23 protein-coding genes and 4 pseudogenes are annotated in these 25,428 nt (G+C 58.6%); 13 read left to right on the top strand and 14 right to left on the bottom strand.

Going from position 1 to position 25,428, the window contains the following annotated elements; genetic code table 11:
- Positions 1-412: 412 nt before the first annotated feature.
- A complete protein-coding gene (locus tag ACTJKE_RS30390) occupies positions 413-628 on the bottom strand; it encodes a hypothetical protein (RefSeq protein WP_082663714.1) in 216 nt (71 codons plus the stop codon).
- Positions 629-1,354: 726 nt separating this feature from the next.
- Between ACTJKE_RS30390 and ACTJKE_RS30385 the strand changes: the two genes are divergently transcribed.
- The 3 genes from ACTJKE_RS30385 to ACTJKE_RS30375 all read left to right on the top strand — a co-directional run bounded on the left by ACTJKE_RS30385 (position 1,355) and on the right by ACTJKE_RS30375 (position 7,597).
- Positions 1,355-1,801 (top strand): hypothetical protein, encoded by a 447-nt coding sequence (locus ACTJKE_RS30385; protein WP_440639582.1) that lies wholly within the window; start codon positions 1,355-1,357, stop codon positions 1,799-1,801.
- 234 nt (positions 1,802-2,035) lie between these two features.
- On the top strand, positions 2,036-2,344 hold the full coding sequence (locus tag ACTJKE_RS30380; protein ID WP_440639583.1) for a DUF982 domain-containing protein: 309 nt from the start codon (positions 2,036-2,038) through the stop codon (positions 2,342-2,344).
- Between the two features lie 870 nt (positions 2,345-3,214).
- A complete protein-coding gene (locus tag ACTJKE_RS30375; protein ID WP_440639585.1) occupies positions 3,215-7,597 on the top strand; it encodes a PAS domain-containing protein in 4,383 nt (1,460 codons plus the stop codon).
- A gap of 72 nt (positions 7,598-7,669) precedes the next feature.
- On the opposite strand, the gene ACTJKE_RS30370 is transcribed toward ACTJKE_RS30375, so the two are convergent.
- A complete protein-coding gene (locus ACTJKE_RS30370) occupies positions 7,670-7,930 on the bottom strand; it encodes a hypothetical protein (protein WP_440639587.1) in 261 nt (86 codons plus the stop codon).
- A 326-nt stretch (positions 7,931-8,256) separates the two neighbouring features.
- Between ACTJKE_RS30370 and ACTJKE_RS30365 the strand changes: the two genes are divergently transcribed.
- A complete protein-coding gene (locus ACTJKE_RS30365) occupies positions 8,257-8,448 on the top strand; it encodes a hypothetical protein (RefSeq protein WP_058329275.1) in 192 nt (63 codons plus the stop codon).
- Here the strand turns inward: ACTJKE_RS30365 and ACTJKE_RS30360 are convergent.
- Complete coding sequence (locus ACTJKE_RS30360; protein ID WP_440693404.1) at positions 8,445-9,560, bottom strand: hypothetical protein; 1,116 nt, start codon at positions 9,558-9,560, stop codon at positions 8,445-8,447. The two genes, ACTJKE_RS30365 and ACTJKE_RS30360, sit on opposite strands and share 4 nt — an antisense overlap.
- Before the next feature lie 233 nt (positions 9,561-9,793).
- On the opposite strand from ACTJKE_RS30360, the gene ACTJKE_RS30355 reads away from it, so the two are divergent.
- Positions 9,794-9,979 (top strand): hypothetical protein, encoded by a 186-nt coding sequence (locus ACTJKE_RS30355; protein WP_058329896.1) that lies wholly within the window; start codon positions 9,794-9,796, stop codon positions 9,977-9,979.
- A gap of 110 nt (positions 9,980-10,089) precedes the next feature.
- Here ACTJKE_RS30355 and rpsU read toward each other — a convergent pair whose 3' ends face one another.
- Complete coding sequence (rpsU, locus tag ACTJKE_RS30350) at positions 10,090-10,320, bottom strand: 30S ribosomal protein S21 (RefSeq protein WP_057249963.1); 231 nt, start codon at positions 10,318-10,320, stop codon at positions 10,090-10,092.
- 239 nt (positions 10,321-10,559) lie between these two features.
- Positions 10,560-10,658, bottom strand: a pseudogene (locus ACTJKE_RS30345) (TA system VapC family ribonuclease toxin); the annotation flags it as partial.
- 208 nt (positions 10,659-10,866) lie between these two features.
- On the opposite strand from ACTJKE_RS30345, the gene ACTJKE_RS30340 reads away from it, so the two are divergent.
- Positions 10,867-11,028, top strand: a complete 162-nt coding sequence (locus ACTJKE_RS30340; RefSeq protein WP_197423545.1) for a Thivi_2564 family membrane protein — start codon at positions 10,867-10,869, stop codon at positions 11,026-11,028.
- A gap of 102 nt (positions 11,029-11,130) precedes the next feature.
- Here ACTJKE_RS30340 and ACTJKE_RS30335 read toward each other — a convergent pair.
- From ACTJKE_RS30335 to ACTJKE_RS30325, 3 genes and pseudogenes are all read right to left on the bottom strand, one after another.
- Positions 11,131-11,874: pseudogene (locus ACTJKE_RS30335) on the bottom strand (AI-2E family transporter); the annotation flags it as partial.
- Between the two features lie 110 nt (positions 11,875-11,984).
- Entirely contained in the window at positions 11,985-13,763 is a 1,779-nt protein-coding gene (locus ACTJKE_RS30330; RefSeq protein WP_440639731.1) for an SLC13 family permease, read from the bottom strand.
- Positions 13,764-13,951: 188 nt separating this feature from the next.
- Positions 13,952-14,293: a hypothetical protein gene (locus tag ACTJKE_RS30325; protein WP_058329898.1), complete on the bottom strand. Its 342-nt coding sequence runs from the start codon at positions 14,291-14,293 to the stop codon at positions 13,952-13,954.
- Between the two features lie 501 nt (positions 14,294-14,794).
- Here ACTJKE_RS30325 and ACTJKE_RS30320 point away from each other — a divergent pair.
- The 7 genes and pseudogenes from ACTJKE_RS30320 (at position 14,795) to ACTJKE_RS30290 (ending at position 19,461) form a co-directional block, all read left to right on the top strand.
- Positions 14,795-15,076, top strand: a complete 282-nt coding sequence (locus ACTJKE_RS30320) for a hypothetical protein (RefSeq protein ID WP_058329894.1) — start codon at positions 14,795-14,797, stop codon at positions 15,074-15,076.
- Positions 15,077-15,081: 5 nt separating this feature from the next.
- Positions 15,082-15,305, top strand: a pseudogene (locus ACTJKE_RS30315) (hypothetical protein).
- A gap of 50 nt (positions 15,306-15,355) precedes the next feature.
- The gene (locus ACTJKE_RS30310; protein ID WP_058329893.1) at positions 15,356-15,616 is read left to right on the top strand and encodes a hypothetical protein; all 261 of its coding nucleotides are present in this window, start codon (positions 15,356-15,358) and stop codon (positions 15,614-15,616) included.
- A 98-nt stretch (positions 15,617-15,714) separates the two neighbouring features.
- On the top strand, positions 15,715-16,248 hold the full coding sequence (locus ACTJKE_RS30305) for a hypothetical protein (RefSeq protein ID WP_440639735.1): 534 nt from the start codon (positions 15,715-15,717) through the stop codon (positions 16,246-16,248).
- 146 nt (positions 16,249-16,394) lie between these two features.
- Positions 16,395-17,138, top strand: a complete 744-nt coding sequence (locus ACTJKE_RS30300; RefSeq protein WP_440639728.1) for an NYN domain-containing protein — start codon at positions 16,395-16,397, stop codon at positions 17,136-17,138.
- An 82-nt stretch (positions 17,139-17,220) separates the two neighbouring features.
- A pseudogene (locus ACTJKE_RS30295) lies at positions 17,221-17,704 on the top strand (AI-2E family transporter); the annotation flags it as partial.
- 446 nt (positions 17,705-18,150) lie between these two features.
- Positions 18,151-19,461, top strand: a complete 1,311-nt coding sequence (locus ACTJKE_RS30290) for an epoxide hydrolase family protein (protein WP_440693410.1) — start codon at positions 18,151-18,153, stop codon at positions 19,459-19,461.
- Positions 19,462-19,827: 366 nt separating this feature from the next.
- Here ACTJKE_RS30290 and ACTJKE_RS30285 read toward each other — a convergent pair whose 3' ends face one another.
- The 6 genes from ACTJKE_RS30285 to ACTJKE_RS30260 all read right to left on the bottom strand — a co-directional run.
- On the bottom strand, positions 19,828-20,220 hold the full coding sequence (locus tag ACTJKE_RS30285; protein WP_058329897.1) for a helix-turn-helix domain-containing protein: 393 nt from the start codon (positions 20,218-20,220) through the stop codon (positions 19,828-19,830).
- Positions 20,221-20,403: 183 nt separating this feature from the next.
- Positions 20,404-20,754, bottom strand: a complete 351-nt coding sequence (locus tag ACTJKE_RS30280) for a hypothetical protein (RefSeq protein ID WP_440693402.1) — start codon at positions 20,752-20,754, stop codon at positions 20,404-20,406.
- Between the two features lie 116 nt (positions 20,755-20,870).
- A complete protein-coding gene (locus ACTJKE_RS30275; protein ID WP_058329888.1) occupies positions 20,871-21,092 on the bottom strand; it encodes a hypothetical protein in 222 nt (73 codons plus the stop codon).
- Between the two features lie 295 nt (positions 21,093-21,387).
- A complete protein-coding gene (locus tag ACTJKE_RS30270) occupies positions 21,388-22,650 on the bottom strand; it encodes an alpha/beta hydrolase (RefSeq protein WP_113515355.1) in 1,263 nt (420 codons plus the stop codon).
- Positions 22,651-23,069: 419 nt separating this feature from the next.
- Positions 23,070-24,884 carry an adenylate cyclase gene (locus ACTJKE_RS30265; RefSeq protein WP_440639723.1) on the bottom strand — a complete coding sequence of 605 codons (1,815 nt, stop codon included), beginning with the start codon at positions 24,882-24,884 and terminating at the stop codon, positions 23,070-23,072.
- A gap of 356 nt (positions 24,885-25,240) precedes the next feature.
- A partial coding sequence (locus tag ACTJKE_RS30260; RefSeq protein WP_440693400.1) for a hypothetical protein occupies positions 25,241-25,428 on the bottom strand: 188 nt, incomplete at its 5' end.

The following is a 25,428-nucleotide window of genomic DNA, read 5'->3' as shown; positions in this document are numbered from 1 at the left end:
TCTGCCGCAGTCTCGCCGGCTGCGGATGTCGCTTGGGCGATCAGCCGTCCTGACTGAGCCTCCGACCAATTTGGCGGAGGCTCTTTTCAGGGATCGAGGGCGGCACGTGTCTCGGGTGGCGCCCTCGCCCGCGCGCGAACGCAATCTCCGACAGCGGGACGTCCACCGTCATATCATTCCAAACTCGCAGCCGTGTCGACCATAGTCTGGCTTGCCGGGACAACCAGTTCAACCAGCGGGCGTTTCAACAAGTCTCTCGTGGTGGCGCGAACTCGAACGGCGCGAGTTTCGGTACTCGCCGGCGACCGTCAGCAGCCTTCCTTTTAGACATGAAACCCGAAACCAAAGCATCGCTGAGAATTTATCCTCAGGCGGATCTTGGCGATCGCTTGGCAGGTGAGGTGGAAGATTTTCATCTTCCAGGATTTTGTTTCTCTCCCGCGCTTCTGCCGTCAGAGCTCCTCGATCGTTCCTCGAAGCGTTCTTCCCCTTTGGCCAAGGGACTTCCTTTCTGGCATTCGATCCGTCGCTCTTCTCTTTCAGCGCTCTCTTGCAAGCCCCGCGCTGACTCGCGGCCCTCAAACGCCGGTCCCTTTGCTGTTTCAGTGGAGGCAGGATCGGAAGACACCGTTTGCCTGGGGTCCGGGCTAAGTTCAGGCCCTTCTGCATTCGAGCTCGCGACCGCATTGCCCGACCGAATACCATTCAAAGCCGCGCGTATCTCGTCTTCATCCCATCCGGCCTGGACCGCGGCAGTGATCAAATCGGTGTCGAAATCTCGCAAAGCACCTGTCGGGTCGTGAGTTGAAAGTGTGGACGAAACGCACTGGTAGCAGTCGGCAAGCCGCTCCGCAGTACCTTTCTGGGTTCTGGGGGATGCAACATATGTCATGATCTTGCCTCGCCTCGGGCTCATTTCTGCAGGAGCGATCGTACAGCTGAAGCACTAACGCCTGCTTTGTTGTTACTGCCGTGCAAACTTCCGGTCCTGCGAAATGTTCCTCAGCCGGCAGCTTCCCACCGGAGATCGGGGCGCGGGATTTTCACTTGGTGCCCGCGGACAGCCGCTTAGACAACGCCGCCAGGACAATCCATGGCCGAACCTACCCTGCATCATCTCTATCGCGGTCTTAGCTCTGAGCCCGACTCTTCCGCTGCCCGCCTCTCGAAGGCGCTAAGGGATGTAGCGTCCGTGAACGTTGTTTGGCAATGGACACATCCTCAACTCTCCGATCGCTGTCGAGCCGGGCTTTCCGCCGCGCCGATTTGCGAAAGGCCCTCAGGCCGGCCACTCGAGGGAAGGGAACTTTCCGTTCAAACTAATGTCTCTGACTCAACGACGAAAGAGATGACGATGTCCAACAATGCGAAATATGGTGACGAGGTGAAGTCCACCGGCGAAAGCCACACGGAATTTGGCAGATCGGTGGAAAGCAAGGCTCAAATTGCCGACGCATGCCGAGCCTCAAGCGATTCTGGCGCTGAAACACTGAACGTCTACCGCTTGGTGCCGATCGCCGCAAAATCCGATCCTCGATGGCAGAGCGCACTTAACCAGGGCGAAGTTGTGGTCGCTGCCCGCACGTCTGGGGACGCCCGCATCGTCGCGTCCGCGTGCGAACTCGACTATATGGAGGTCGACGCCGCCCCTGCCGAAGGTGTCAGCACCTCGGATGCGAGCGCGTTTCGGGACGAAAAACTATACACGGTCATCGAAGTCGAACATGCAAAAGCAGGACTGGTACGCGGCCTGTTGGAAGGTGAGATATCGGTCGTCACGATCAAGCCGGTGCAGATCTGACTATAACAAGGCTCGATCTTGTCAACGTGTCTCTGGGCCAATTGCGGGATCACGTGCGTGGTGAGATGCAGATGACAGCAATGTCGACGTCGAAGGACGAAGGCGGTAACCGCGCTGCGAATATGCGCTCCCCCCTGTTTCAGCGCGTTTATTGGTGCACGAGCCAGCGACTGAACGATATCGGGAACACGATTCTGTTTTGGCGATTTGGAGACGTTCGAGAAGGAGAACGTCATGGCAGAGGATCGTTGGGAACGCGAGGAACGGTACGGACGCGATATAGAGAAGGCAGGGGGCAAACAACCGGCACCCTGGAATGAAAGTGTCGTGATCTGTCTGCCCGATGCACACCACCACTTGTTGGTTGGATCGGCCAGTCAAGCGGCAGCGGTTTTGCAGAACAATTGGACTGGATCCAAGTCCGATCCCGCATATCAGGCGGCTTTGACCGCCTGTCTCGAAGCTGTCAATGGTGATTTGCCTGGTTACATGGCCCGGTTGGCGTTCGAGAAAGCCGCCCGTGATGCAGGGGTTTTGCGCTGAAGCCAGCAACGATTGGTGGAAATGGTCGTTAGCAGGCTTTCTAATGATGCTCTTGCACAGCCGCTGACGCCGCGGGAGGCCATCTGGGGTCTTCCACGGTGGCTACTGGTTGACATTGTTTGTTTGACGAAGCCTCCCGCAAAAACCGCCGAGGAACGGCAAGCGAACGCCGCATTGGGACGATGCCCAGGCGGCACGCGTTAGCTATGATTCCGTCTCGCCTGATCGCCAAGTGGGTGCGAAGCCCGCAAATCTGCTCCACTGGCAAAGGAGCCGGCCCAAACGTTGAAGGGACTCGCGCAAGGGGCCGATTTCGTCGAACTCATGCTAATCCATCCTTTGTTCGGGAACACCCCGGTTTGCGTTCGGAATTGTTTCGAGCACTAATCTATTTCAACCAACAGGACATGTTGCTGGTCGAGGACTTGAATGCCAATCATAGAAATGGGTCCTGGGGAGGCCGTTTCTTGGTGCAATCGATGAGATGCCTACGCCGTCGCACCTGGTTCCTCCATAGTAACGTCTACGCGTTCGTTTCCTTCTCCAAGAAAATGAACAGTTACCATTCCCGAGTCTCGGCTAATTATAGTGCCAATATGTTGCATACCTCTACCTCCATAATATATCTGCAGAACTGCAGCTTTGAGCCGATATTCCCGCCTTGGCGAAATCACCGGGGTTACCTCGCTGAGGGACGAGGCGGCCCCCAGTCCTTTTTGTAGCCGCCAGTCCATCAGGCTCGCTGACCTCGAAGACGTTCCTCGATACAGCGGTGTAATTGCGCTAAAATGACATATGCAGGGGTGACGCAACGTCCGCGCACGGACGTTCGTGATGAAACGCCATCGTGCAACAACGGACAGGCGTGCCATGGAAAGAAACTCAATTGTTAGGAGTGACGGTACGGGGCACGCAGGGACGGCGATCGACCATGCGCGCGAGCGCGATCTCATCGCTACGCAGAACATTCCCGTCGTCGGCATTGGCGCGTCGGCCGGCGGGCTCGAGGCGCTGGTAAGCTTCTTCGACGCCATGCCGGCCGGCAGCGAATGCGCATTCGTCGTGGTGATGCATCTCGACCCGAACCGCGAAAGCGAAATCGCCCGCATTCTGGGCAGCCACACTAAAATGTCGGTGGTGCAGGTCGAGGACGCTCTGGCGCTCGCACCCAACCACGTTTACGTCATCGCTCCCGAAACTGATCTCAAACTGGAAGCGGGTGGATTGAAAGTGTCGCGGCCGGCAGAGCCTCGCGGGCAGCGGCATCCGATCGACGTGCTGTTCGGCTCGATCGCGGCAGAACGCCGCGAGCGCTCGGTTGGGATCGTGCTTTCGGGGACCGGAAGCGACGGCACCCAAGGCCTGAAGGAGATCCGGGCCGAAGGAGGAATGAGCATCGTTCAGGCGCCGGAGACGGCCAAATTCGATGGCATGCCCCGAAGCGCCATCACGGCCGGTCTTGCCGATCACGTGCTGGCGCCGGACAAGATGCCGGCAACCCTGATCGCCTATGTCAACCATGGCTACGTTTCCGACCCCGCCGGGCGGGAGCCCGATCGTGTGAACGGGGAGGCGATCATCGAGCAGATTCTGGAGGTCGTGCGTGCTCGAAACGGGCACGATCTCGGCAGCTACAAGCGCAACACGCTGCGGCGGCGCATCCATCGCCGCATGGGGCTCCGGAACATCGCCACGACCGTGCGCTATCTCGAGCATCTCGGAGGCAATCCGGAGGAGGCGGCCGCTTTGGCGTCGGACCTGATGATCAGCGTGACCGAGTTCTTCCGCGATCCGGAAGCATGGACGGCGCTCGCCAGCCTTGTGATCGCGCCACTCGTTGCAGAACGCGAGAGCGGCAATGAGATCCGCGTCTGGGTTCCGGCCTGCGCCACGGGAGAAGAGGCCTATTCCACCGCCATGTTGATAACCGAGGAGGCGGAGGCTGCCGGAAAGCGGTTTGACCTGAAAGTCTTCGCTACGGACGCACTGGAAGACAATCTGCGCAAGGCCCGTGACGGCATTTATCCGGTGGCCGCACTCGCGGACTTTCCGCACGACCGTATCCGTCGCTTCTTCGAAAAGCTTGACGGCTCCTTCCAGGTCAGGAAGGAGCTTCGCGACACTGTCGTGTTCGCGGCACACAACGTGCTTCACGATCCGCCGTTCTCGCGGCTCGACCTCGTTTCCTGTCGCAATTTCCTGATCTATCTGGAACCCGAGGCGCAGCAGCGCGTCATCGCCCAATACCATTTCGCGCTTCGTCCGGGCGGGCATCTGTTTCTCGGCAATGCCGAGACGATCGGACGGCATGACGAACTTTTCGACACCGTCTCGAAGAAGTGGCGCATCTATGCCCGCACCGGACCAACCCGCCACGATCTCATCGATTATCGGCTGCCCCGCGGATCGGCTGGCGCGGGAACTGCGGGCGAGCCGCTCGCGACGCCAGCAGAAGCGGCGACGCTGGCCGAGACTGCGCGTCGCGCCCTGCTGGAGCGCTACGCGCCTGTGTCCGTGCTAATCGACCACAGGGGCCGTGTCCTCTATTTCCATGGGTCGACTGGCGACTACCTGGAACAACCTTCGGGCGAGCCCACCAGAGACCTCCTCGCCATGACACGGGACGGGCTGGGTTTCAAGCTGCGCGGTGCTCTGCGACAAGCAACGAAAAGCGACAAGTCCGTCACGGTTCACGCGCGTGTGCGGCAAAACGGATCGTCGCGAAGGGTCGCAATGAGCGTGATGCCGCTGCCGGTCTCGCCACTGGGCGGCAAACTGGTTCTCGTGAGCTTCGCGCCGTATGAAACGCCCGCCGGCTCCGGCGATGCGGCCGTCCACGACGTCTTCGAAACGACGTCCGGCGAGCGCGCGCTTCAGGAAGAGCTGATGTCAATGCGCGCCGAGTTACGCAACACCATCGAGCACCTCGGGACCGCCAACGAGGAATTGAAGGCCTCGAACGAGGAAGCAATCTCGATGAACGAGGAGCTTCAGTCGACCAACGAGGAGCTCGAAACCTCCAAGGAAGAGTTGCAGTCCTTCAACGAGGAGCTGAACACCGTCAACAGCCAGCTCCAGCAAAAGATCTTGGAGCTGGAGCGCACCACCGATGATCTGAACAACCTGCTGGCGGGCTCGGAGACGGCAACGCTGTTTCTCGACGAAAGGTTGGCAATCACCTGGTTCGCACCGGCGATGAAGGAGCTTTTCGACCTCGTGTCGTCCGACATCGGTCGGCCGATCGCCCACTTTGCACGCAAGTTCTCCGACGAGAACCTACTCGCAGACGCGCAGAAGGTTCTCAACAAACTCACGACCATCGAGGCCGAGATTCCCGCCGACACCGGTCGCTGGTACCTCAGGCGTATGCTCCCCTACCGTGCGCGAAACCGCATCGCCGGCGTGGTAATCACCTTCAGCGATATTACCGAGCGGCGGGCAGCCGCTCAGGCGGTCGACGCGGCGCGGCTCTACGCCGAAGCGATCGTCAGGACGGTTCGGCAGCCATTGATCGTTCTCGACGCCGAACTGCGCGTGGTCTCGGCCAATCCCGCCTTCTATGATCTGTTCAAGGTGTCGCGGAAAGATACGGAAGGCAGGCGGCTCTATGCGCTTGGCGACGGGCAATGGGACATTCCCGCCCTCAGGACACTGCTGGAAGAGGTGCTGTCGAAGGATCACGAGATCTGCGACTACGAGGTCGAACACGAATTCCGCGATCTTGGCCCGCGCTGTATGATGCTCAACGCTCGCAAGCTCTCCGAAGGATACGGCCGCGACGAACTGATCCTGCTCGCCATCGAGGACATTACCGAACGCAGAGAGGCCGATGGTGCCATTCGTGGCAGCGAACAGCGCCTGAAGGATCTTATCGGATCGCTGCCGGGCGCAGTTTACACCACCGACGCCGCGGGCCGGATCACCTCCTACAACCCGGCTGCCGCTGAACTGTGGGGACGCCATCCGGATCTCGGCACGGATGCGTGGTGCGGTTCCTGGCGCTTGTATCGACCCGACGGCAACCCCTTGCCGCATGATGAGTGCCCTATGGCGGTTGCCCTGAGGGAGAAAAGGCCGATTCATGGTGCCGAAGCGGTGGCCGAGCGAGCGGACGGCGTGCGCGTGCCCTTCCTCGCTTATCCGACGCCCTTGCGCGATGCGTCAGGCAAGGTCATCGGGGCCGTTAACATGCTGGTGGATATCAGCGAGCGCAAGCAGGCTGAGGCGGTGGCGCAACGCCTCGCCGCGATCGTCGAGTCATCGGACGACGCGATCATCAGCAAGTCGCTCGAGGGCATCGTCAAAAGCTGGAACATCGGCGCAGAGCGGCTGTTCGGCTTTCCTGCTGACGAAATCGTCGGTCAGTCGATCATGACCCTGGTGCCGCCGGACCGTAATGACGAGGAACTGGATATCCTCGCGCGCGTCCGGCAGGGCGAGCACATTCAGCACTACGAAACGCTGCGCCGACGCAAGGACGGAAGTGAGGTCTGGGTTTCGCTGACCATATCGCCGCTGAAAGCTGTCGCAGGCATCGTCATCGGCGCCTCGACGATCGCGCGGGACATGACCGAGCGCCAACGCGCCGATGAGCACCGTAAAACGCTGATGGGCGAGCTCAACCATCGCGTCAAGAACACGATGGCCGTCATTCAATCCATCGCGGCGCAGACGCTTGGCCACGCATCGACGCTGGAAGAAGCGCGGGAGGCTTTCGGGTCACGGCTGATCAATCTGTCCAAGGCCCACGATGTCCTGACGCGAGAGAGTTGGCAAAGCGCGGACCTGCGCGAAATCGTCGCCGATACCGTCAGGCCCCATGCCGGGGGAGAAAACCGCTTCCAGATCGGAGGCCCGAGCATTCGGCTTTCGCCGAGTGCCGCACTGGCGGTTGCCATGGCATTGCACGAGCTCAGCACAAATGCTGCTAAATACGGCGCGCTGACCTCAGAGAGCGGCCGCATCCTGATCGCCTGGCAAATCCAAGGCGATGGCGCCGATCGGCAACTCGTTCTGCGTTGGCAAGAAAGCGGCGGGCCTCCGGTTGTTCAGCCAACCCGCAAAGGGTTTGGCTCGCTTCTGATCGAACGGGCGCTGGCTTCGGAGCTTCGAGGAGAGGTTCGCGTTGGGTACGAGACCTCCGGCCTTGAGTGCACGATCATCGCACCCATCTCCGCTGGTGAAGAGTTCCTGGGAGGACGAGGTGGCCAGAGCGGAGGCGCGGCGAATCCTGATCGTGGAGGATCAAGTTGAGGATGCTGCACGAGATCGGGACGCGGGTGGGTAGACTGGCCCTAAACATTTAGATGCCACGTTTTCACGTTTTCAATGAAACGCCCTTTCATTTTGTCTCCCAGCAGCGTGCTCTTCCACCATTTCGCTGATGATTTCGTCCAATGCTTCGAAGCGGGCCTTTGAGCTTGCGATGCGCCTCGATCCACTCGGTCTCCGCCTTGAGGCCGCGTTTCCAAGCTTGCAGGTGTCGACAATCAAGGCGTTCTCCCGCACCTCAGTGGCTTTCACGCCCAATACTTCGACGAAAATTGCCGTCACTCGATCGGTAATGTCGGCTCGCATGATTTCCATGGCTTCCTCCTCTTAGATCGTAGCCTGGCACTGAGTGGCAGGCCTGGCTTTAGGCCGATCGGCCCACCTTTCTTGCAACTTCCCGCAGTATCTGATCGACGACCTGTGGCTCGCAGTGATCAGGGGTGGCGCCGCCAGACTCGAAAGCCCCGAAATTCTGGCCACAGATGACGCGTCTGTGAAGTCGAACGCTCAGACGAAGGGCCCCGGGTTCAACCCGTTTCGAACCTGGGGCCTTTTGATGTCAGATCACTCTGCTAAAGACGTGCGCCGCGACAAAGACAGGCAAGGCCGCCAGAGCGAAATCACTGAAGGAAGGTCGGCTAATGGGCCTCGCCGCTTGGATCGGCCTTTGGGCAACTCACCCTTACCAGAACGCGACCCTCGCCGGCTATGTCTTCCGCCACCCGCCGCGTATATTCGTCGGCGTCGGGAGCGTCGACCAGCCCTTCGATGACAACGGTGTTGCCGCAGGCTCGAAGGGTGAAGGCACAGACGATCGCCTCCGCCTCTACTAACCAAAAGTCCCGGCGATCAGCCGGCACCAGTGTTCTCCGGCAATGCCGTTGAAGAAGCCTTGTCCGTCCCGGCAGGCCTGGACGATCGCGGGGTCACGGGAGTGGAGTACTGTTGAGTAAACATGAACGAAGGCAATCCGACGTCCGAGCATCGCTTCCATAAGTGCCGGCTGTGTCCGTCCCCGTAGGCCCGGAAGTCCGCGCTTGGCGGCATGATCGACAAGACAGTCGATGACCGGGCCGGCCTGGCCCGGCAGCGCCAATACCTGCAGCACCCGTCCGATCGCGCCCGCCTTGGCGTAATAGGCGAACGCGCCAACGAGCGTGCCGGTGCGCGCCGCAACCACAGCGTAGACGAGCTCGCCTTGTTCGGGCTTTTGCTCCGCATCGCCGAGAATGTAGTCGAGCTGCCCTTCAGCCCATTCGGGGCGCAGCGGAAATTGCGCGATGAAACGATCGACCACGGCGGCAAAACCGTCGCGATCGGTTTCCTGTGCCGTGAAACCGGCCTGACCGATGCCGGCGGCAGACACGGCGGACCAGCGTTGTTCGCCCGGCGCCATCCGCTTGCGGTAGGCACTGTCGATGGCCCGCGCGAAAGGTGCGGCAAGCCGCGCCGGCTTGATGCGGTTGGATGCAACACTCAGGCTGAAGGAAGCGGGCTGGATGACGCGCACCCAATCGAGGCTGTATTGCGGCAGAACGACGCCACGAAGCCGTGTCCACATCTGCACCGAGACGTCGCTTGCGGTTTCGCTGAAGGAAAGATCCTGTGGTCCGGCCAGAAAGGCCTTGAGGATGCGCGCTCCGGCCAGGGGGTCGCTCTCGCGATCCTCGACCATCAGCGAGCCGCAGATGGCCGCGCGCAGCCGGCGGCCATTCAGCACCATGGGCAGGACGTTGACGCCGACAAATCCGGAAATGACGCCCTTGTCGTTTACGTGCACGAGCGGGCGTATCTGCGGATCGCAGCCGGGCGCATCGAGGTAAAGCTGTTGCATGTAATCGGCAAGTGCCGGCGGCGGTGTGCTCTGGTCGTTGCGGAACACCCGCTGGAACATGCCTGCGATCGCTGGGATGTCCGCGCGTTCAAGCGAACGGATTTCGCTCATTTTCACCCGTTTCCGGCCGCAAAAAGATAATCATACCAAGTCGACTTTCTATCGGTCCCGCCACATTGTTTATGAATCTAGTACTTTCGGCCCAAGGCGGACAATAGCTTTGCGCCGACTGACTGTTGATATAACCGCGAAACCTTACTTCATGGGGCTTCAACGTTGGACTAGGCGACCTCCTCTATTCATAGCCTGCGCGTGCCAAGCCACTTCACCATTGCTGGATCGCGATGATCGAAGAGGCTGCTGGCCTTCTGGTCAAGATCGGGCTCGGGGTTGCTTGGAACAAGGAAGACCCAACGGCGTCGCGGGACGACATTATCGACATTGCCCGCTCGCTGCGCGCCCGGGCAGGTGAGGCGCGCCTGATATTCGAGCGCTGCTGGAAGCCAAAACACTATCATCGTGCTGCTTAAAATGATTGAGCCTCCGCAGCGGGCAGAGGCTCAATCAAGGTGCGCGTTCGTAAAATTGAGGCGCGCGCTCTGCTCCACCCTCACAGCGGCGGCTTTGAGCGTTCATCAAGCTATCTGCTCTTTTTCGGCTTCGACGGGAGCAGGCCTTCGCGTTGCATTTGCTTGCGAGCATTCTTGCGCTGGCGGCTCACGGCCTCGGCTTTCTCGCGCGCTCTCTTAACCGAGGGCTTTTCAAAAGCCTCGCGCATCCGCATTTCACGAAAAATGCCCTCGCGCTGGAGTTTCTTCTTCAGAACGCGGAGCGCCTGATCGACATTGTTATCACGTACTAGAACCTGCATTGGCCGCTCGTAGATTGGAAAAGGTCGCTCAACTTACAAGTTTTCGCGCTGAATTCTAGTTCATACTTCCCAGGAATTCGAGCTTTCCAATATGTACCGCCCGCACGACACATTACCAAGTATCAAGGCCATGATTCGGCTTGGGGCTTTCGCGGGCATGCTCTGCCGAGAGGAGTTCCGGCCGATGACGCTTGCGATGATTTCGTCCGATTAAAGTCGCATACCGTATCGTCGGAAACTCACGGCTTCCTTGAAGCGATTAGGTGCAAGGCAGAATTCCCACCGGTCACCGCCGCCGTTGACAGCTTGCGATCGAACGTCGCTAAGCGTCGGGACCTCGCCGTTTTCCCTGAGATCTACAGCCTCGCCAAGAGGGGCCGCCGCGATTGTGCGATGTCCTGAGGTTGGGCCGGTGAGCTCGCGCCTTCGCGGGTGTCTCCAGCGCCGTTTGTCCGTGTCGCGTCCACGCCGCTCTTCCCTTTATAGAACTCAGCCATATTTACACCGTCACTGCCGGAAGGCGGTTCCTTCAAACGGACCTAGGGCATGTCCATCATAATCAGCATCCTGATCACGGCCCTTGTCATCGCCTTGGCGCTGTACCTCGTGCAAAAACTTCCGATTGACTCGACGATGAAGCAGATGGCTCAGATTGTCGTTATAGTCGTCGGCATCGTCTTGTTGCTCAGCTACCTGGACCTATTTTGATCAGTGCACGGGCTTGCCACTATGGAGGGAAGCGTGGGTGCCAGAACCGCTTGCGAGGATCAGCCGAGCCCGGACGTTTTCTGAAGCGAAGATCCGTCAACTTCAATCCCTTGAATCGGCTTCCAAGTGGCCAGCCGCACCAGAAGGCGACGCCGGTAGCTTACGTTCTTCGAGTTCCGTCCCGACCCACTCTAGAAAGAGGTTGTAGGGCACCGCCAGTAAGGTCGGCCCGAGAAAAGCCCGATTAATCCAAAGGTGAGGACGCCGCCAACAAGCCCGAACAGGCCAAGCAGCACGGGCAGATTGATGTTCTGGCTAAGCAGATATGGGCGTAGGAAGTTGTCAATACTGCTGACGAGAAGCAGGGCCCCACAAAGCGATGAAGAGGCCCCACCAAACTGATCCCTGCATGAGAAGCCAGAGCGCAACGGGACCCCAGACAAACGGTGGTCCTGCGGGCATAAACGAGAGCAAGTATGTCAGGCAACTCAGTAATAGCGACTGCGGCGCGCCGGCGATCCAGAAGCCGATGCCGGCCAACAGCCCTTGGGCAAGTGCCGTTCCGATCATTCCCTAAACGACACCTTTCACGGTCATGCCAATGACCGTGAGCAGCCTTCTGGCGCGAGCGCCGGCAATCCGCTCACCGATTTGACGCATGAAACTGATCATGCGTCGGCCGTGCAGGAACAGGAAAAAGGTGATGAATATCCTTAGCCCGGGTTCGAGTAGGCCGACGCCGAACGCGACGCCGCCAGCGAGGGCAATATCGGTGATAGGGCCGGTCAGCTTTTTGAGCTCGAGGATGAAGGCCGGAGCGTCATGAGTAAAGTTTTCCCAGTAAGAGCGGCGGCAACTGCCAGTATGCTTTGTCTCCGGGTCGTGGCGATCGTTCTGCTCATTCTGGCTTGCTGACGCCACGTGAACCTGAAATCGGAATTGAAACGACGCTTGCGCTAAACGGGCGGCCAAAACCACAGGATCAGAGGCACGCCCATTAAGACGACAATGAACGAGAGCGGCAGCCCCAACTTCCAATAGTCGCCAAAACGATAACCGCCGGGCCCCAACACCAAGGTGTTGCATTGGTGTCCAACAGGCGTGAGAAAGTCACAAGCCGCCCCCACCGCGACTGCCATCAGAAACGCATCCGGATTGTAGCCAAGGCGCTGAGCAAGGGTGACCGCGATCGGCGCGACTACGAGAACGGTGGCTGCATTGTTCAGAAACGGTGTTGCTGCCATTGCGACGACCATGATCATTGCAAGGGCCCCATAGGGGGGCAAGGTGGTAGCAAGGTGAGCGAGGCCGCCGGCGATAAGGTCGGCACCACCGGTCGCACGGATCGACTCGCTGACCGGAATGAGAGCGCCGAGCATTATCAGGATGGGCCAATCGACAGCCTCGTAAGCTTCCCGAAGCGAAAGTGAACCGAGCATTACCGTCAGCACAGCAGCCGTAAAAAAGGCTGTGGCGACGGGCAGCAGGCCGAATGCCGTTAGCACCATGGCACCAGCCAGGACCACCACAGGTATCAGGCCTTTTCGGGGGGTCCCCAAGCGGATTTCGCGTCCGGCCAACGGAAGAAGGCCGAGTTCCATCAACATGGTTGGGAGAAGCACGAGATCGCCTTTCAAAACGAGAACGTCGCCTGGTCTTAACACGATGTCGCGCAATCGATCAGTGAAGCGCTCGCTGCTTCGGCTTACCGCGAGCAGATTGATATTGAAGCGATCATGCAGCGCCAAACGTTTGGCGGTTTCCCCGATCAAGACTGATTTCGGGCCGATCACTGCCTCAATTCCGGCAATCTCCTCGTCGGCTCCCTTCGCTTTCGTGGGGCGGTCGTGCCCCTCCAGTTCCAGCCGCGCACGACTGATGCCTCGTTCGAGCGCATGAGGGTCTCCTTCCAAAAGAACGATATCACCTTGACGGAGGACGACGTTTGGCAGCGGCCTCAGTGGTTCGACTCGATTGCGAATGAGGCCAGTGACCAGGACCTCCTCGTCCAACAAGATCGACAGGTGACGGATCGACTTGCCGACGACGGACGAAGTCGCAGTAACGCGGGCTTCGGTCATGTAGTCCTTGATGTCCAGCGCCTTCTCCATTGTCGCGACCGCTTTGCGCTCCTTGGGAAGCAGCCGGTAGCCAAGTGTCAGAAAAACTACTCCCGCGGCGGCAAGCCCTATACCGACGGGGGTGAAATCGAACATGTTGAAAGGGCGGCCTGTCAGTTCCTCGCGCATCCGGGAGACGACGATGTTCGGCGATGTGCCGACGAGGGTTGTGAGCCCGCCAAGCAAGGAACCGAACGCCATCGGCATGAGAAAAGATGAAGGGGAAGCTTTCGACCGGCGCGCCATCTGGAATGCGACCGGAATCATCATCGCCAGCGCGCCGATGTTCTTGATGAAGACGGAGAGAAGCGAAACAGTCGTCACGAGCATAACAACCTGCCCCTGCACGGAGGTCAGGCTAGGCGCCGCCCGATGGAGGAATGCCTCTATGACACCACTGCGCTCAATCGCGGCACTGACGATCAGCGCGCTGGCTACAATGATGACGATGTCGTCCCCGAAGCCGGAGAACGCTGCTTTGTGCGGCACGATGCCGGTGAAAACTGCGGCAAGCAACGCGAGAACCGCAATGAGGTCGTAGCGGAGGCGTCCCCATATGAAAGCGACCATCAGGCCGATCAAAATGGTGAAGGCGAAAGCCTGAGCTTGTGTCATTTGATAAAGTCCCGACCAACTCTTCCCAATGCCAAGTCCAATTTACGCGCCTGAAAGAGCTAATGTCGGGATAACTTACAAGCTTCATTCAACGGCGCGGTACCCCGAACGTCCGTCCAGGATGTTTTCCAGCGATCTCCTATTTTCCGTTCTGGTTGGTCTACTCATTACGCGGCGTTTGCCGCGCTTCAGGATAGTGAGCGGCTGCAGCTCGTGCTGACCTTGCCGAGGACGTCCGCTGGAATTTTGATATCGGCCATAATGGCTGCTACGAGTTCGTCACGTTTCGCACGATTGTCGTAGCCCTTAAGCGTCGCGAGATCCGTGCTGTTGGCAGTCGCCATTCGTCCTGCAGCACTTGAACAAATGCCGGAAAGCGCGTCCACTCTAGCCGTCTCTGTCGCCAGAGTGCTGGCAGTCGTGGTGGTAATCCATCCCGCATTGAAGCCGATGATCGGCGCGGCAATAAGCCCGACAACTAAACCAATCGCATAGGGCTTTGTCCGCTCAAGGACTTGATCGAATGTCATGATTTCATTCCCTTTAATCAGGTTGATTATCGGGATCGTTGCGGGCTCGCGCTCGGACCAGGGAGCCAATGGCAATCCGGATTTTCTACAGTGCGCTTTAAAAGAATTAATGTAAACAACCAATTACAATGTCCATACAAAAGTACGTTTCAAATAATGACTGTAAATGATCTTGGAACGAAAACGACAAATATCGATTTATCAGTACGACTATATTTATAAAATCCGAACATTTTTTTCGATAAAACATATTCTCAATCAATAAACATAGTAAAGCCGTATTCAAGGCATACAGATTTACGATGGTTTTGAGGCGAGCTTGGCTTTTTGCTTCATCAGAGGCAGTAAGCCCGCCAAACTCACCAATCTCGATTCCGTGCGGTGCCGTCGTTATGAGCTTCGTCCGATGAGGCCGTAGCGACGGGAGCTGTTGGCGCTGTTATTGGCGCCAAACAGCCTGGCTGAATCTCGCCCACGTATGCCACAGAAAAGGAGGGCAGCATGTTTGCCCGGACGAAACATCGAACAGTCCATTTCGACCAACCATTCTGGATGCCAGACCTCGGTGAGATAGTGTCGCCTGGCGACTACCAAGTCGATGAGGACGAGGAGTTGATCGAAGGCATCTCGTGGCTCGCCTATCGCCGTGTGGCGACCTTTATCACGCTACCAGCCACGGCCGCGAACGAATACCGAAAGCGTCTGATAGCAATCGATCCTGAGGAGCTTGAACGCCTGATAGCCGTCGATCGCCGCGAAGCCGCAATCTCGCCGTCATCCTAACCGTAATGGCAACATCAACGCGTAACCATCGATTCCCGATCGGTCTGTCAGTGCGCCTTTCGCGCAAATATTTCACCCCTAGCGGCGGAAACGATCATGTCGTCGCCAAACTCGCCTTCAGGGACAACTCGCCTCAGTATCGCATCCGCAATGATGAACTCGGCCAAGAGCGAGTGAGCAACGAAGTTATCTGCATCCGATTGAACGGGGCATGACGCCCGATAAGTGAGCAGCGTCGCCAGTCGGGGGCACAGGCGACCGCCGCAAGGAGGGCTGCAGATGAAGAGTAAACACGAAGAACACGCGCTCGTCATCAGCGCATGGGAATCCGAAGGGGGCGCGCCGAACAGATCCGGACAGCTCGATCAGTATGGTCGCCGTTTCGACGGAAACGGAACCTATTCGATCTATCACGTCTTCACGGGAGAGACTGCAGAAATAGGCCCTTGGAAGATGGAGGGGCTCAGCCCTAAAAATGCAGCGCGGGCGCTGTGTATTCTCAATACCCCCAAGCGGGCCGGCGATCGCCTCCACCTGTGAACAACCACTGTAGCGCCTTTTTTTGACGGGCCCCGCGGTACGGCGCCTCCTCAACATACCGTCGGCTGAAGCCCAATTATGTCGGAGATCGCTACTCCATGTTGCAGAGCCGCATTCTTAGGAATGCTTGGTCTCTCATCCCGGCGACCGCAACGGCTGATGGCTCAATACCAGCGACCGCGACCGTACCAGCCGCCGCTAAGCAAGAGCACAATGACAACGATCAAGATGATGCACGATGCTATTTCTTGCTGCACTCCAACGTAGGATGTGACGCGCCAGTCGTGTCTCCGTTCCGGCCTGGAGAGGAGGGCGGCCAGAAACCCGCCCACCAACATTACGGACAGTACATGGGCGGCGGAGCCCAAACAGCAACCGACTCGAACGCCCAGCGTTTCGAGAGCTACCAGCCACCCACGACATTTCTCGTATGGGCCTGCGTCGCCACGATGATCATCGGATTCGGTGGGCGGTTGGGTGACGGGCGGCACGTCACGCGCAGCGTGGCCGATCTTGCAGATCTCCTCCATTTCGGGACAGGTACAGGCGTCTTCCTCGATCTCGTCGGAACTATGACCTTTCGTGTATCCAAGGCACCAGTAGCCTCCAATTATCGAGAAACTGAAGTGTGATCGCGGTTTGGGCGGGCCATATCAGTTTCGCCGAGATCTGACCGCTGATGGCGCTGATGGGGGCGAACAAGAGTGCTGGCTGGAAAGCCGGATAGTGCGATGGCGAACTGGCTGCTAAGCTATGACGATTACGAGAGGAGCAAAGCATGCCGTCTGAGCCTCGATCGCCACGCCTTGCGGTCCTCATCGACGCCGACAACACCTCGGCAAAGATCGCCGACGGGTTGTTCGAAGAGGTTGCAAAGATCGGGGAGGCAAGCGTCCGCCGCATTTACGGCGATTTCTCGGGCACGCGTTCCAAGGCATGGGCGGATGTGCTTGCGAAACACGCGATCATTCCGCAGCAGCAATTCGCCTACACGACCGGCAAGAACGCCTCAGATATCACGCTGGTGATCGACGCCATGGATTTGCTGCATAGTGGTCGTTTTGATGGCTTCTGCCTCGTTTCGTCCGATAGCGATTTCACGCGTTTGGCCGCCCGTATTCGCGAGCAGGGCATCGACGTTTTTGGCTTTGGCGAACAAAAGACTCCAGAAAGCTTCCGGCAGGCCTGCCGCCGATTCATCTACACTGAAAACCTGCTTGCAGGCGCAGGGAAAGACGAACAGGATGCCGCATCAGCCGCAAAGTCCTTGCAACCGGTGAGCGCCGCCGTGCCGTTGATAAAAAAAGTTCTTGCCCAAGAAGAAACCGAGGAAGGGTGGGTGAATCTGGGTACCGTTGGCAAGCAACTGCTCAACTTGGCACCCGACTTTGATCCGCGTACTTTCGGGTTTCGAAAGCTCAGCGACCTCATCCGGAAGACAAACAAGTTCGAGGTTCAGCAGGCGGAGGGTAGACCCGTCAGTATTCGCCTGAAGCAAGGAACCGGCAGTCCTCGGACCTAAACTCGCCTGGGCGGACACTGTACTTCCTGGACAGGGGGGTGTGTGCGCTCCTCATTGCGGTCACGCACATCCCCCCTAATGCGAACGTGCCGTCGGAGGATACCGTGCAGCCGCCGCGGCGATCATGACGATGCTCGTCGTCGTCGCTTTGGCACCGCCGCTTGCGTTCCTCGTGAGTGTCGCTTGTGGACGACATAAAGAACGTCGCTCAAGCGATTACGCGCGTCTTGGAGGAGGGGCCTTCGTCGCTACCCGCCTGGGTTAAGGGTCTGCCGATCATTGGCGAGGGTTGTGGCCGCCTATTGGGAGAACCTTGTTCATGATGCCCCAGCGTTCATGGCTGAGTTCAAGAAACTAACGGGAGCTTGCTCTCAGCATGTCCATCACCTTCTTTTGGTTCCTCTCCATGGCCCTCGGGGCAAAAGGCTGCTGACGGTCATCGGTGCGACCGTGAAGGGGGTCGTCTACGGGATGATCGGAACCGCCCTTGCGCAGGGCCTGCTGGGCGGTACCGGTTTCTGGATCGCCGGTGTGCCGAGCCCTTATTGTTGGACTGCCTGACTTGGCAGTGGCAGCCCCGCACGCATGCCTGTCGAGGAGACAACGGCGCCAACGTCAGGAGATCTTTGCTTCGGATCAGGTGCCGGCAGAACCGGGCGAGGCCTGGGCGTTCCGGACGAATGTTGCGGAAATTGATTGCCAATGCGATCAACGAATTGCAGTCGGACTGCAGCGCACGCGTTCTCGTTCCCACGATCAGATCTTGAAAGCCCACCGGCGCCTTGGACGCGCGCGGCCCTCACAATGCTGTCCGCGTCCCCTGGCAGATGTCCAATTGGCCACAAATTGCAACGATCACTCCAGTTGTAGGCTTTGATACACTTCCCGTGATTTGCGAAACATCGTGGATACCCAGGGTTCCTAGGCTCTTCCAGTCGGGACGTCGAATGACGCCGCGGCAAACGTGAAAACCACAGGAGCTATTTTGATGACCAAACACAGAAGGGATACGATGGGTCTTCGGCGAGACGGTCGCGCGATCGCGTTTGTTCTGGGAGCAATGCTGTTGCAAACCGCTTATCCGCTACCCGCGAACGCAGCCGATGGAAACTCTGCGGCAACTGATGCGAGTGGCGTCAACGACGAAACGATTCGTCCTTTTCAGATCCAAGTTCCTCAGGCGCAGCTTGACGACCTCCGTCGACGCATTGCCGCGACTAGGTGGCCGGACAAGGAGACGGTTAGCGACGCCTCTCAGGGGATCCAGCTAACGCGAGTTCAAGAGCTCGTCGAATACTGGCGCTCGAAATATGACTGGCGCAAAGCTGAAGCGGAACTAAACGCCCTGCCACAGTTCATAACGAAGATTGACGGTGTCGATATCCAGTTCATCCACGTCCGTTCGAAAAACCCTAATGCCCTCCCAGTTATTCTGACCCACGGTTGGCCTGGGTCGATGTTTGAGTTCATCAAGACGATTGGGCCCCTGACCGACCCGGTGGCTTATGGAGGCAAGCCGGAAGACGCGTTTGACGTAGTCATACCGTCCATACCGGGCCACGGATTTTCAGGACGTCCAACTGACCTAGGTTGGGGGCCGGACCGAGTGGCACGTGCATGGGATGTCTTGATGGAGCGTCTCGGCTACGACCATTACGTATCCCAGGGAGGCGACCACGGTTCGGTTATTTCTGATGCGCTGGCTCGCCAAGCTCCGAAGGGCCTACTAGCAATCCATCTCAACATGCCTGCAACGGTCCCCGGTGATGTCATGGAGGCTATCAATAGCGGGGATCCGGCTCCTGCAAGCTTGGCACCCCCTGAAAAGGAAGCGTATGACTCCTTGAGCACCTTCTTCGGCCGCAATGCTGCATATGGCGCGATGATGGTCACCCGCCCACAGACCATCGGGTACTCGCTTTCTGACTCACCTTCTGGGTTAGCTTCATGGATCTATGAAAAATTTGCTCAGTGGAGCGACAGCGACGGCGTTCCCGAACGGGTGTTTTCCAGGGACGAGATGCTGAACGACATCACGCTCTATTGGTTGACAAATACTGGCGCGTCATCGTCGCGATTCTACTGGGAAAACAACAACAATAACTTCAGCTCTGACGCGCAAAAGACGAAGGACATCAAAGTCCCCGTCGCTATCACTGTTTTCCCCAAAGAAATCTACCGCGCGCCAGAAAGTTGGAGCAAACTGGCGTATCCCTCGCTCAACTACTACCACCAGGTCGAAAAAGGCGGGCATTTTGCTGCGTGGGAGCAGCCGCTGATATTTGCGGAGGAGCTAAGAGCGGCATTCAAGGCCGTTCGTTAGTCGGCGCCATAGTGATCAACAAACCGGTGTAGTTAATCGGCCAGATTCTATCGTGCGGCAAGGCGCTTCTGCCGACTGGGAGAGGCGTCTCATTTTGCCGGGTATCGCAATCGGGGTTCGCAGGACGGCGAGGGCTGCGGACGAGACGCCCACGACCGCTTCTGCCTATTGGCGATATCATCGCTCAGAACCTTGGTACAAAGGCGTGGTGACTTTTGACCCAGGCCGAAGTCTTGGAGGCAAAACGGGCTGCAGTTCGTGCGTCCCCCGAGCCGCGGATACCGTAGTCAGCGTTCAGCCGCGCTTTCCCACGAAGATGCTCCGGCCACGAGCCGCACGTTATATGGGGGCTTCCCGTCGCTGCCATCATTCCTCGGTAGGTGCGGAGTGCGTTTCGTGGCGCGCTAACGATGCGACAAGCTTGGAGACGGCATCGCGCTGAGAAGACGACGCAATCTTGTCGAACTGGCCCGCCAACTTGAGAGCCGCAGAGCTGACATTGGGAATCGGGAGAGTATTTGTGCTGGCGTCAACGTCGGTGAAGAACTGGCCGATACTGCAGTCAAGCGCATGCGACATGGCAACCAACTTGCTTGCCGAAATCCGGTTGATTCCCTTCTCGTACTTCTGAACCTGCTGAAACGTTAAACCGAGCTTCGCGCCGAGAGCTTCCTGGGACATGCCGAGCATATTGCGGATGCGTCTGACATTGCGACCAACGGTTGCGTCGACTTCGTTTGGGGACTTAGGATTAGGCATGAGGCGCTCCTTCGATCCAGAGTCGCGTTCGGGGAAGGCCATGTTGGCGGAGCGCTGCGTGTTCTCAGAGCTAGTGATCTCCTGCCAGCGAATGGCAGCGCACACACGTCATTTTGGCGGGTGCGTGCGATACCGCCACCTACGAACCATCTGCAATTATATTAGGGATTATTCATATAAACATCAAGTTGAGAGATGAGGACGCCGATCGGCTGAGCCCGGCCTTGTATTGGGTTCTTCCAGGTCCTGCGCAGCCTTGATGACAGCATCTGCGAAGTGCTCCGATATGCTCTGTCCCTCTTCGAGAAGCTTGACCTTCTCAATATCACTCTGACGGGACTCGTCGCGGCGGATTTGGGACTTCACGAGGCCCGTGGCGAGCTCTTCTGGACTGCGCGCGCCGAAAAGCACGCGATCCAGCTGTTGGTCCTCGCGTCGCGCTTCAGAATATTCCTCGATCTGCTCGGTCAGAAAATTCGTGTGATGAACTCTGTGCAATACCTGATTGAGTTCCTTCACTTTTGAGTCGGTCAAGTTGAACGCGGTGCGTCCTTCGTTGAACGTGCGTTAAGGTAGTCGCCGGTGATGGATCCATGGAAGACGAGGTGACATGACCATCGCGTCTAACCCGGTCGATGCCCAAAAGCTTGTCAATTTTGCGGGAAGGTGTGTTCCGACTGTTCCTGGGACACCGCTATGTTTCGGGCGTTCATCGCATTTGCCAGATCGAGCCTGCGGGGGCCGACCTTCGCAAAGATTTCGCGCGCGGCAAGCGGTGACAGGCGATAGGCCAGAATGAACTCTTCGAGATCGTAGACTGCGCCCCAGCCACGAAGCAGGGCCTCTTTGTCATACTTGAAATGCCTGGTCATAGGAACGCTCCCGCGTGCTGGATAGTGCTCGGCGCAAAGACAGCCATTTGTCAGGCGGCAGAGGAAGCGTCAGGGGTAGAGGGGGGATATGGTCTCTAATAGCTAAACGGGGTGGAGCGCATATGGTTCCGGTGGCCGTCGGGGTCTCGTACCTCATAACATTCGTGCATCAGCGGGGTCGACTGTTCGTTTCTCAACGAGGCGAGAGTTTCGTATACGGCCTTGGCTCAGAGACGTCCGCCATGCTTAGCGCCCGCATGTACGTGAGGATTGCGCGAGTGGCTTCTTTGGTCCGTCAATTCTTTTGCGTGCCACAGGTCGAACTAAGTTCCATCCGCTGTTTTGGTGCGCAGCCCGTGACCGCGATCGTCTGGCCGCCCGACCGGCCCGCCAACCCACTGAAATGGTGCTCATAGTTTTCGCGAGAGGCTTGATCGACAACGGCGACCGGAGCGGCGAGGATCAAACCCGCAGCGCTGCCCGCCGCTGCCGCCACTCCCGTCGTTCCAGCGATAAGGTGATCTCCAAGCCCCATCTTGCTGTCCGTCAACGTCTGGCCCTCGGAAATCCGGGCGCCGATCAGTTGGACCACCTCGGGCGATTCTGCGAATTTTCCGTGGTGCATGCTGTCTCCGGCCTTGACCTTCGTCAGATCAATGACGGTGATATCGTGGTTCGCCAACTCTTGCTTGTAAGGGGCCTGCTCCGGATCGATCGATCCCAGCCGGGGAATGTCACCCCAGACCCTGCGCGAGAAAGCGAGCGCCCGGTCGTCCTGCGATACGAAGAGGGTGAACCGTGGGCGTTGATCTCCCATGTCCTCGATCTGCGATCGGAACACGTCGACGTCGACGTCGGGGGCAGCGAGCATTACGTTTTTGAATTTTGCCGGTAGGCGGTCGTTACGGATCGCCATCTGGCGGAGCGCCTCCAGCGTGAGCCAGTTCCCCATCGAATGAGCAAGGATCGAGACTTCTTTCACCTCCTCGTCCGCAGCCAGATATTGGAACAGCGATTCCAACGCGTTGCGGGTGTAGTTGGTGCTTTCACGGTCATAGCCATAGGCCAACAGACTGCCCCGCGAGGGCCAGGTCACCAGAACGGGCGCGCTCTTGACGCCGGAATCATGGACGATCTGGGCAAAGCGGTAGACGGAGTCTTCGAAGCGGTTGTTGAACCCGTGGATGAAGACGAGCACGCTTCGGTCGGCGCTCTTCCTGGCTGAAGTGTTTAGCCAAGCCTTAGCTTCAGTCTTTGTCAGTTCGCCCGCTTTGAGGGTTGCGAAGTCGGTGGCCGGATTGGGAGGCAGTTTCTTCGGCCACGCGACATCCCCAACCTTGCGCACCGGAGGAATAGAGACGGTGATGTCCGCAAACGCCGGCGCACGTGCTCGCTCGCCTGTGAACATTTCTCCCGGTACTTCCGAGCGGGCACGCGTGGTCGCGATTAACATCTCCACCCGGCTTACATCGGCTGACGTCTCAGCGACGGGCGTCAGCACACCCTTCGGGTGGCCGCCGCATCCGGAAACGGTGACGAGCGTCAGACAAAGGATCATCCATCGCAAGCGGCTCGAGGATGGAGTAACGCTTCCATCGTTAGTGTTAGAATGGGTCAACGCTTCCAACTTTTCTTTGATATTTGGGTCCTAGCGGCAATAGACGCCGACGGCGCAGCGTCGCACGGTTCGCCGAGCGACGCCCACGACGCTGACAGGCGTCAACGGGCGACCCACGCGAGCCTGGGCGGCCTTCGAAAAACCGGCGATCCCAAGGATCGACACCTGAACGCGGCTGTTGAAAGGGCGGTTTTCGTATTCCAGCGGATCATCGGCCTATGCCTCGTGGTGCTTGGATGCCTCAGTCGCCGGCTGGCGCCTGACATCGACGAACTGTAGACACCGCCGAGAATGAACACCCGTAACGTCTGGTAAGCTCTGTGCGAGGAGACTGTAGGATCTGTTTGCCACGGAAGCCCTCAGGGGATTTTGGATGCAGCGGAGGCAAATGTTTTCGCCTCGACTTCCTCTGCGCTCGGCACAGGAAGGCCCGCCTTGCGCAGCGAGGCGATCATTCGGAGGTTGTCCTTTGGATCGATGTTGCGCTTCCTGTGTTCTTCGATGATGTTCGGGATGTAATCCGGGCGCATTTTCATGAATATCTCTCCCTCGCGCCTCGCATCGTCCAACAATCCAGCGTCGGCGAAGATGGCGGCTGCGACCAGATGAAACATCGGGAACTTTTGTAGATTCGTCTTGCGGATGAGACTCACCGCTTTATCCTGATCGTTCAGCATATAGGCCGCGAGCGCTCGTGCTCCGTGGTAGTAGCTTGCTCCACCGGGGTTGAGCGCAAGAGCTCGGTCAAGGAGATCCGCGCCACGCTGCCACTGGCCACAGATTGCGAGCCGCGTTCCGAATTCGCCCAACAGCTCCGTGTCGTTCGGGTTTAATGCCAGCGCCTCCTCGCCGGCCTCAAGCGCCTCGGTGAGTTGTTGGTTGAAGAAAAGCGCGATCATCAGGGATTGAAGCGCCCGGGTATTTCCTGGTTCCAGTTCGATTGCGCGTCGGGCCGAGTGCAGCGCCCGCTCAAGTGGCGCCGGCTGGCCACTCCTGAGGTTGAAGCGGAAGCGATCCTCATCGAGGTATAAGATGGACGACATTGCCCATGCCGTCGCGTAACTGGGGTAACGTGCCACGACGCTTTCAAGACACTCTCGGGCCTTGAGGTGAGTCTCCGGGCTCAGTTCCGAACGATACGCGTAAAAGCGGAGTGTGCAGTTGTAGACCCCGAGGTCTTCTGGGGGCGGGCTTGCTGTCGCAGCCTGCGCGATGACGCCGTACGGCTGGGCTACAGCGGCCGCAACCTTGCTCGCGACGTCGGATTGGATGACGAAAAGTTCCCGGCTTGTTAGGTCATCGTCGTAGGTCTGGGACCACAGGATTGCGCCGTCGGATGTGTCCAATAGGCGCGCCGTCACTCGGACCTTAGGACCAGACACCCTGACGGCGCCTGCAAGCAGATAGCGAGCACCGAGCCCACCACGAATTTCGGAAGCCTCAACCTGGGGGGAGAGAGACTTCGACGTCTCGCGGCCAAAAACCATGATCTCCTTGAACCGTGGCAGGGCGGTAAGCAGTTCCTCTGTCAGCCCTGATGTGTAAAGTTGAGCCTGCGGGCCGTCACCGAGATTGGCAAAAGGTGCGATCACCAGCGTCGGCTCGTCAGGCGAGATTGCGGTTCCGCTCCGCTTCGCGGCCTCAACTATGCGCTCGCTTCCCCAGTATGTCAGTGCCGCAAGTGCGAGAACGCCGAAAAGGCCGAGCATTAGCCACCCACGACGCGGCCATGAGTGATCGAGCTGTTTGCGCTCCTCCTCGACAGAGGCAAAGATGGGGGCCGCTGAGATCGGAGCGTTCCAGGTGAACGAAGGCGCGTAGCGTCCTTTTGGAATATCTATCCTGACGGGGTCGTCCTGTCCCGCCACGAGATAGTAGCGCTCGAGCGCCCGTCTCAGCCGTCCGGCCTCGATGCGGACGACCGGGTCATCCTGGGTGAAGTCTTCGCTCCGCTTGAATACCTCAACCGCGATTGTGTAGCCTTTTAGGCGAAGCGCTCGCCCCGCAAGGGCCTCCTCGACGACGAAACTGAGAAAGGCCGGGCCGCGGCCTCCTTTTGGAAACTCGGCACTCGAAATGATGCGCGCAAGTTGGTCACGAATATCTGCTGGACTTGGCACAGATCCTGACGATTCCGCCATGTCCTCCGATCCGCGTGCCACCAAGGTGTCCATCAATCGCCCCCTTACCCGCTCAGCTGCGACAATCGCTGATTTAGTTACCGTCCCTTTATGTAACCTACGTTGTCAAGGTCTGCTCGTCCAGAAATCATACCGGACCACCACCTCGATTTTTGTGGCTCCTAGAGTTCGCCAGGCCAGTGGTAAGCGTCGGTGTCGAAGCACCTCCGGGCGGAAGAGGATGAGCCAATTCTTCCGGCGGATTCGCAGGAAAAATTTGAAGGAGTTTCGCGGTTGCCACGGTCAGTGACGGGCGCGCGCGGCCGTGCCGGCGCTGCACCAGCCCGGTAAAAAGACATCTCAGGGTCTCTGCTGCCGCTCAGTTGCGGCTCATGGAATCGTAACGATGCCTAGGCATGCGATGATGACGAATGCTCATTGGTGACCTTCGCGGCGCCGACCCACCTTCCGGCGGTCGATGGTACCTCACGCTCACGCTCCGCCGGGGACATGGAGATGGCAAACAGCCGCCGAGACGGGATGTCGGCAGCGCTCGCCATCGTGCAGCCTCCGCGCTGCGAAATGCCGACGTAACCGT

Source organism: Ensifer sp. 22521, assembly GCF_052044795.1.
GTDB lineage: Bacteria > Pseudomonadota > Alphaproteobacteria > Rhizobiales > Rhizobiaceae > Ensifer.
The sequence above is the reverse complement of the archived record's forward strand: the minus strand, read 5'-3'. Positions and strand labels throughout refer to the sequence as shown.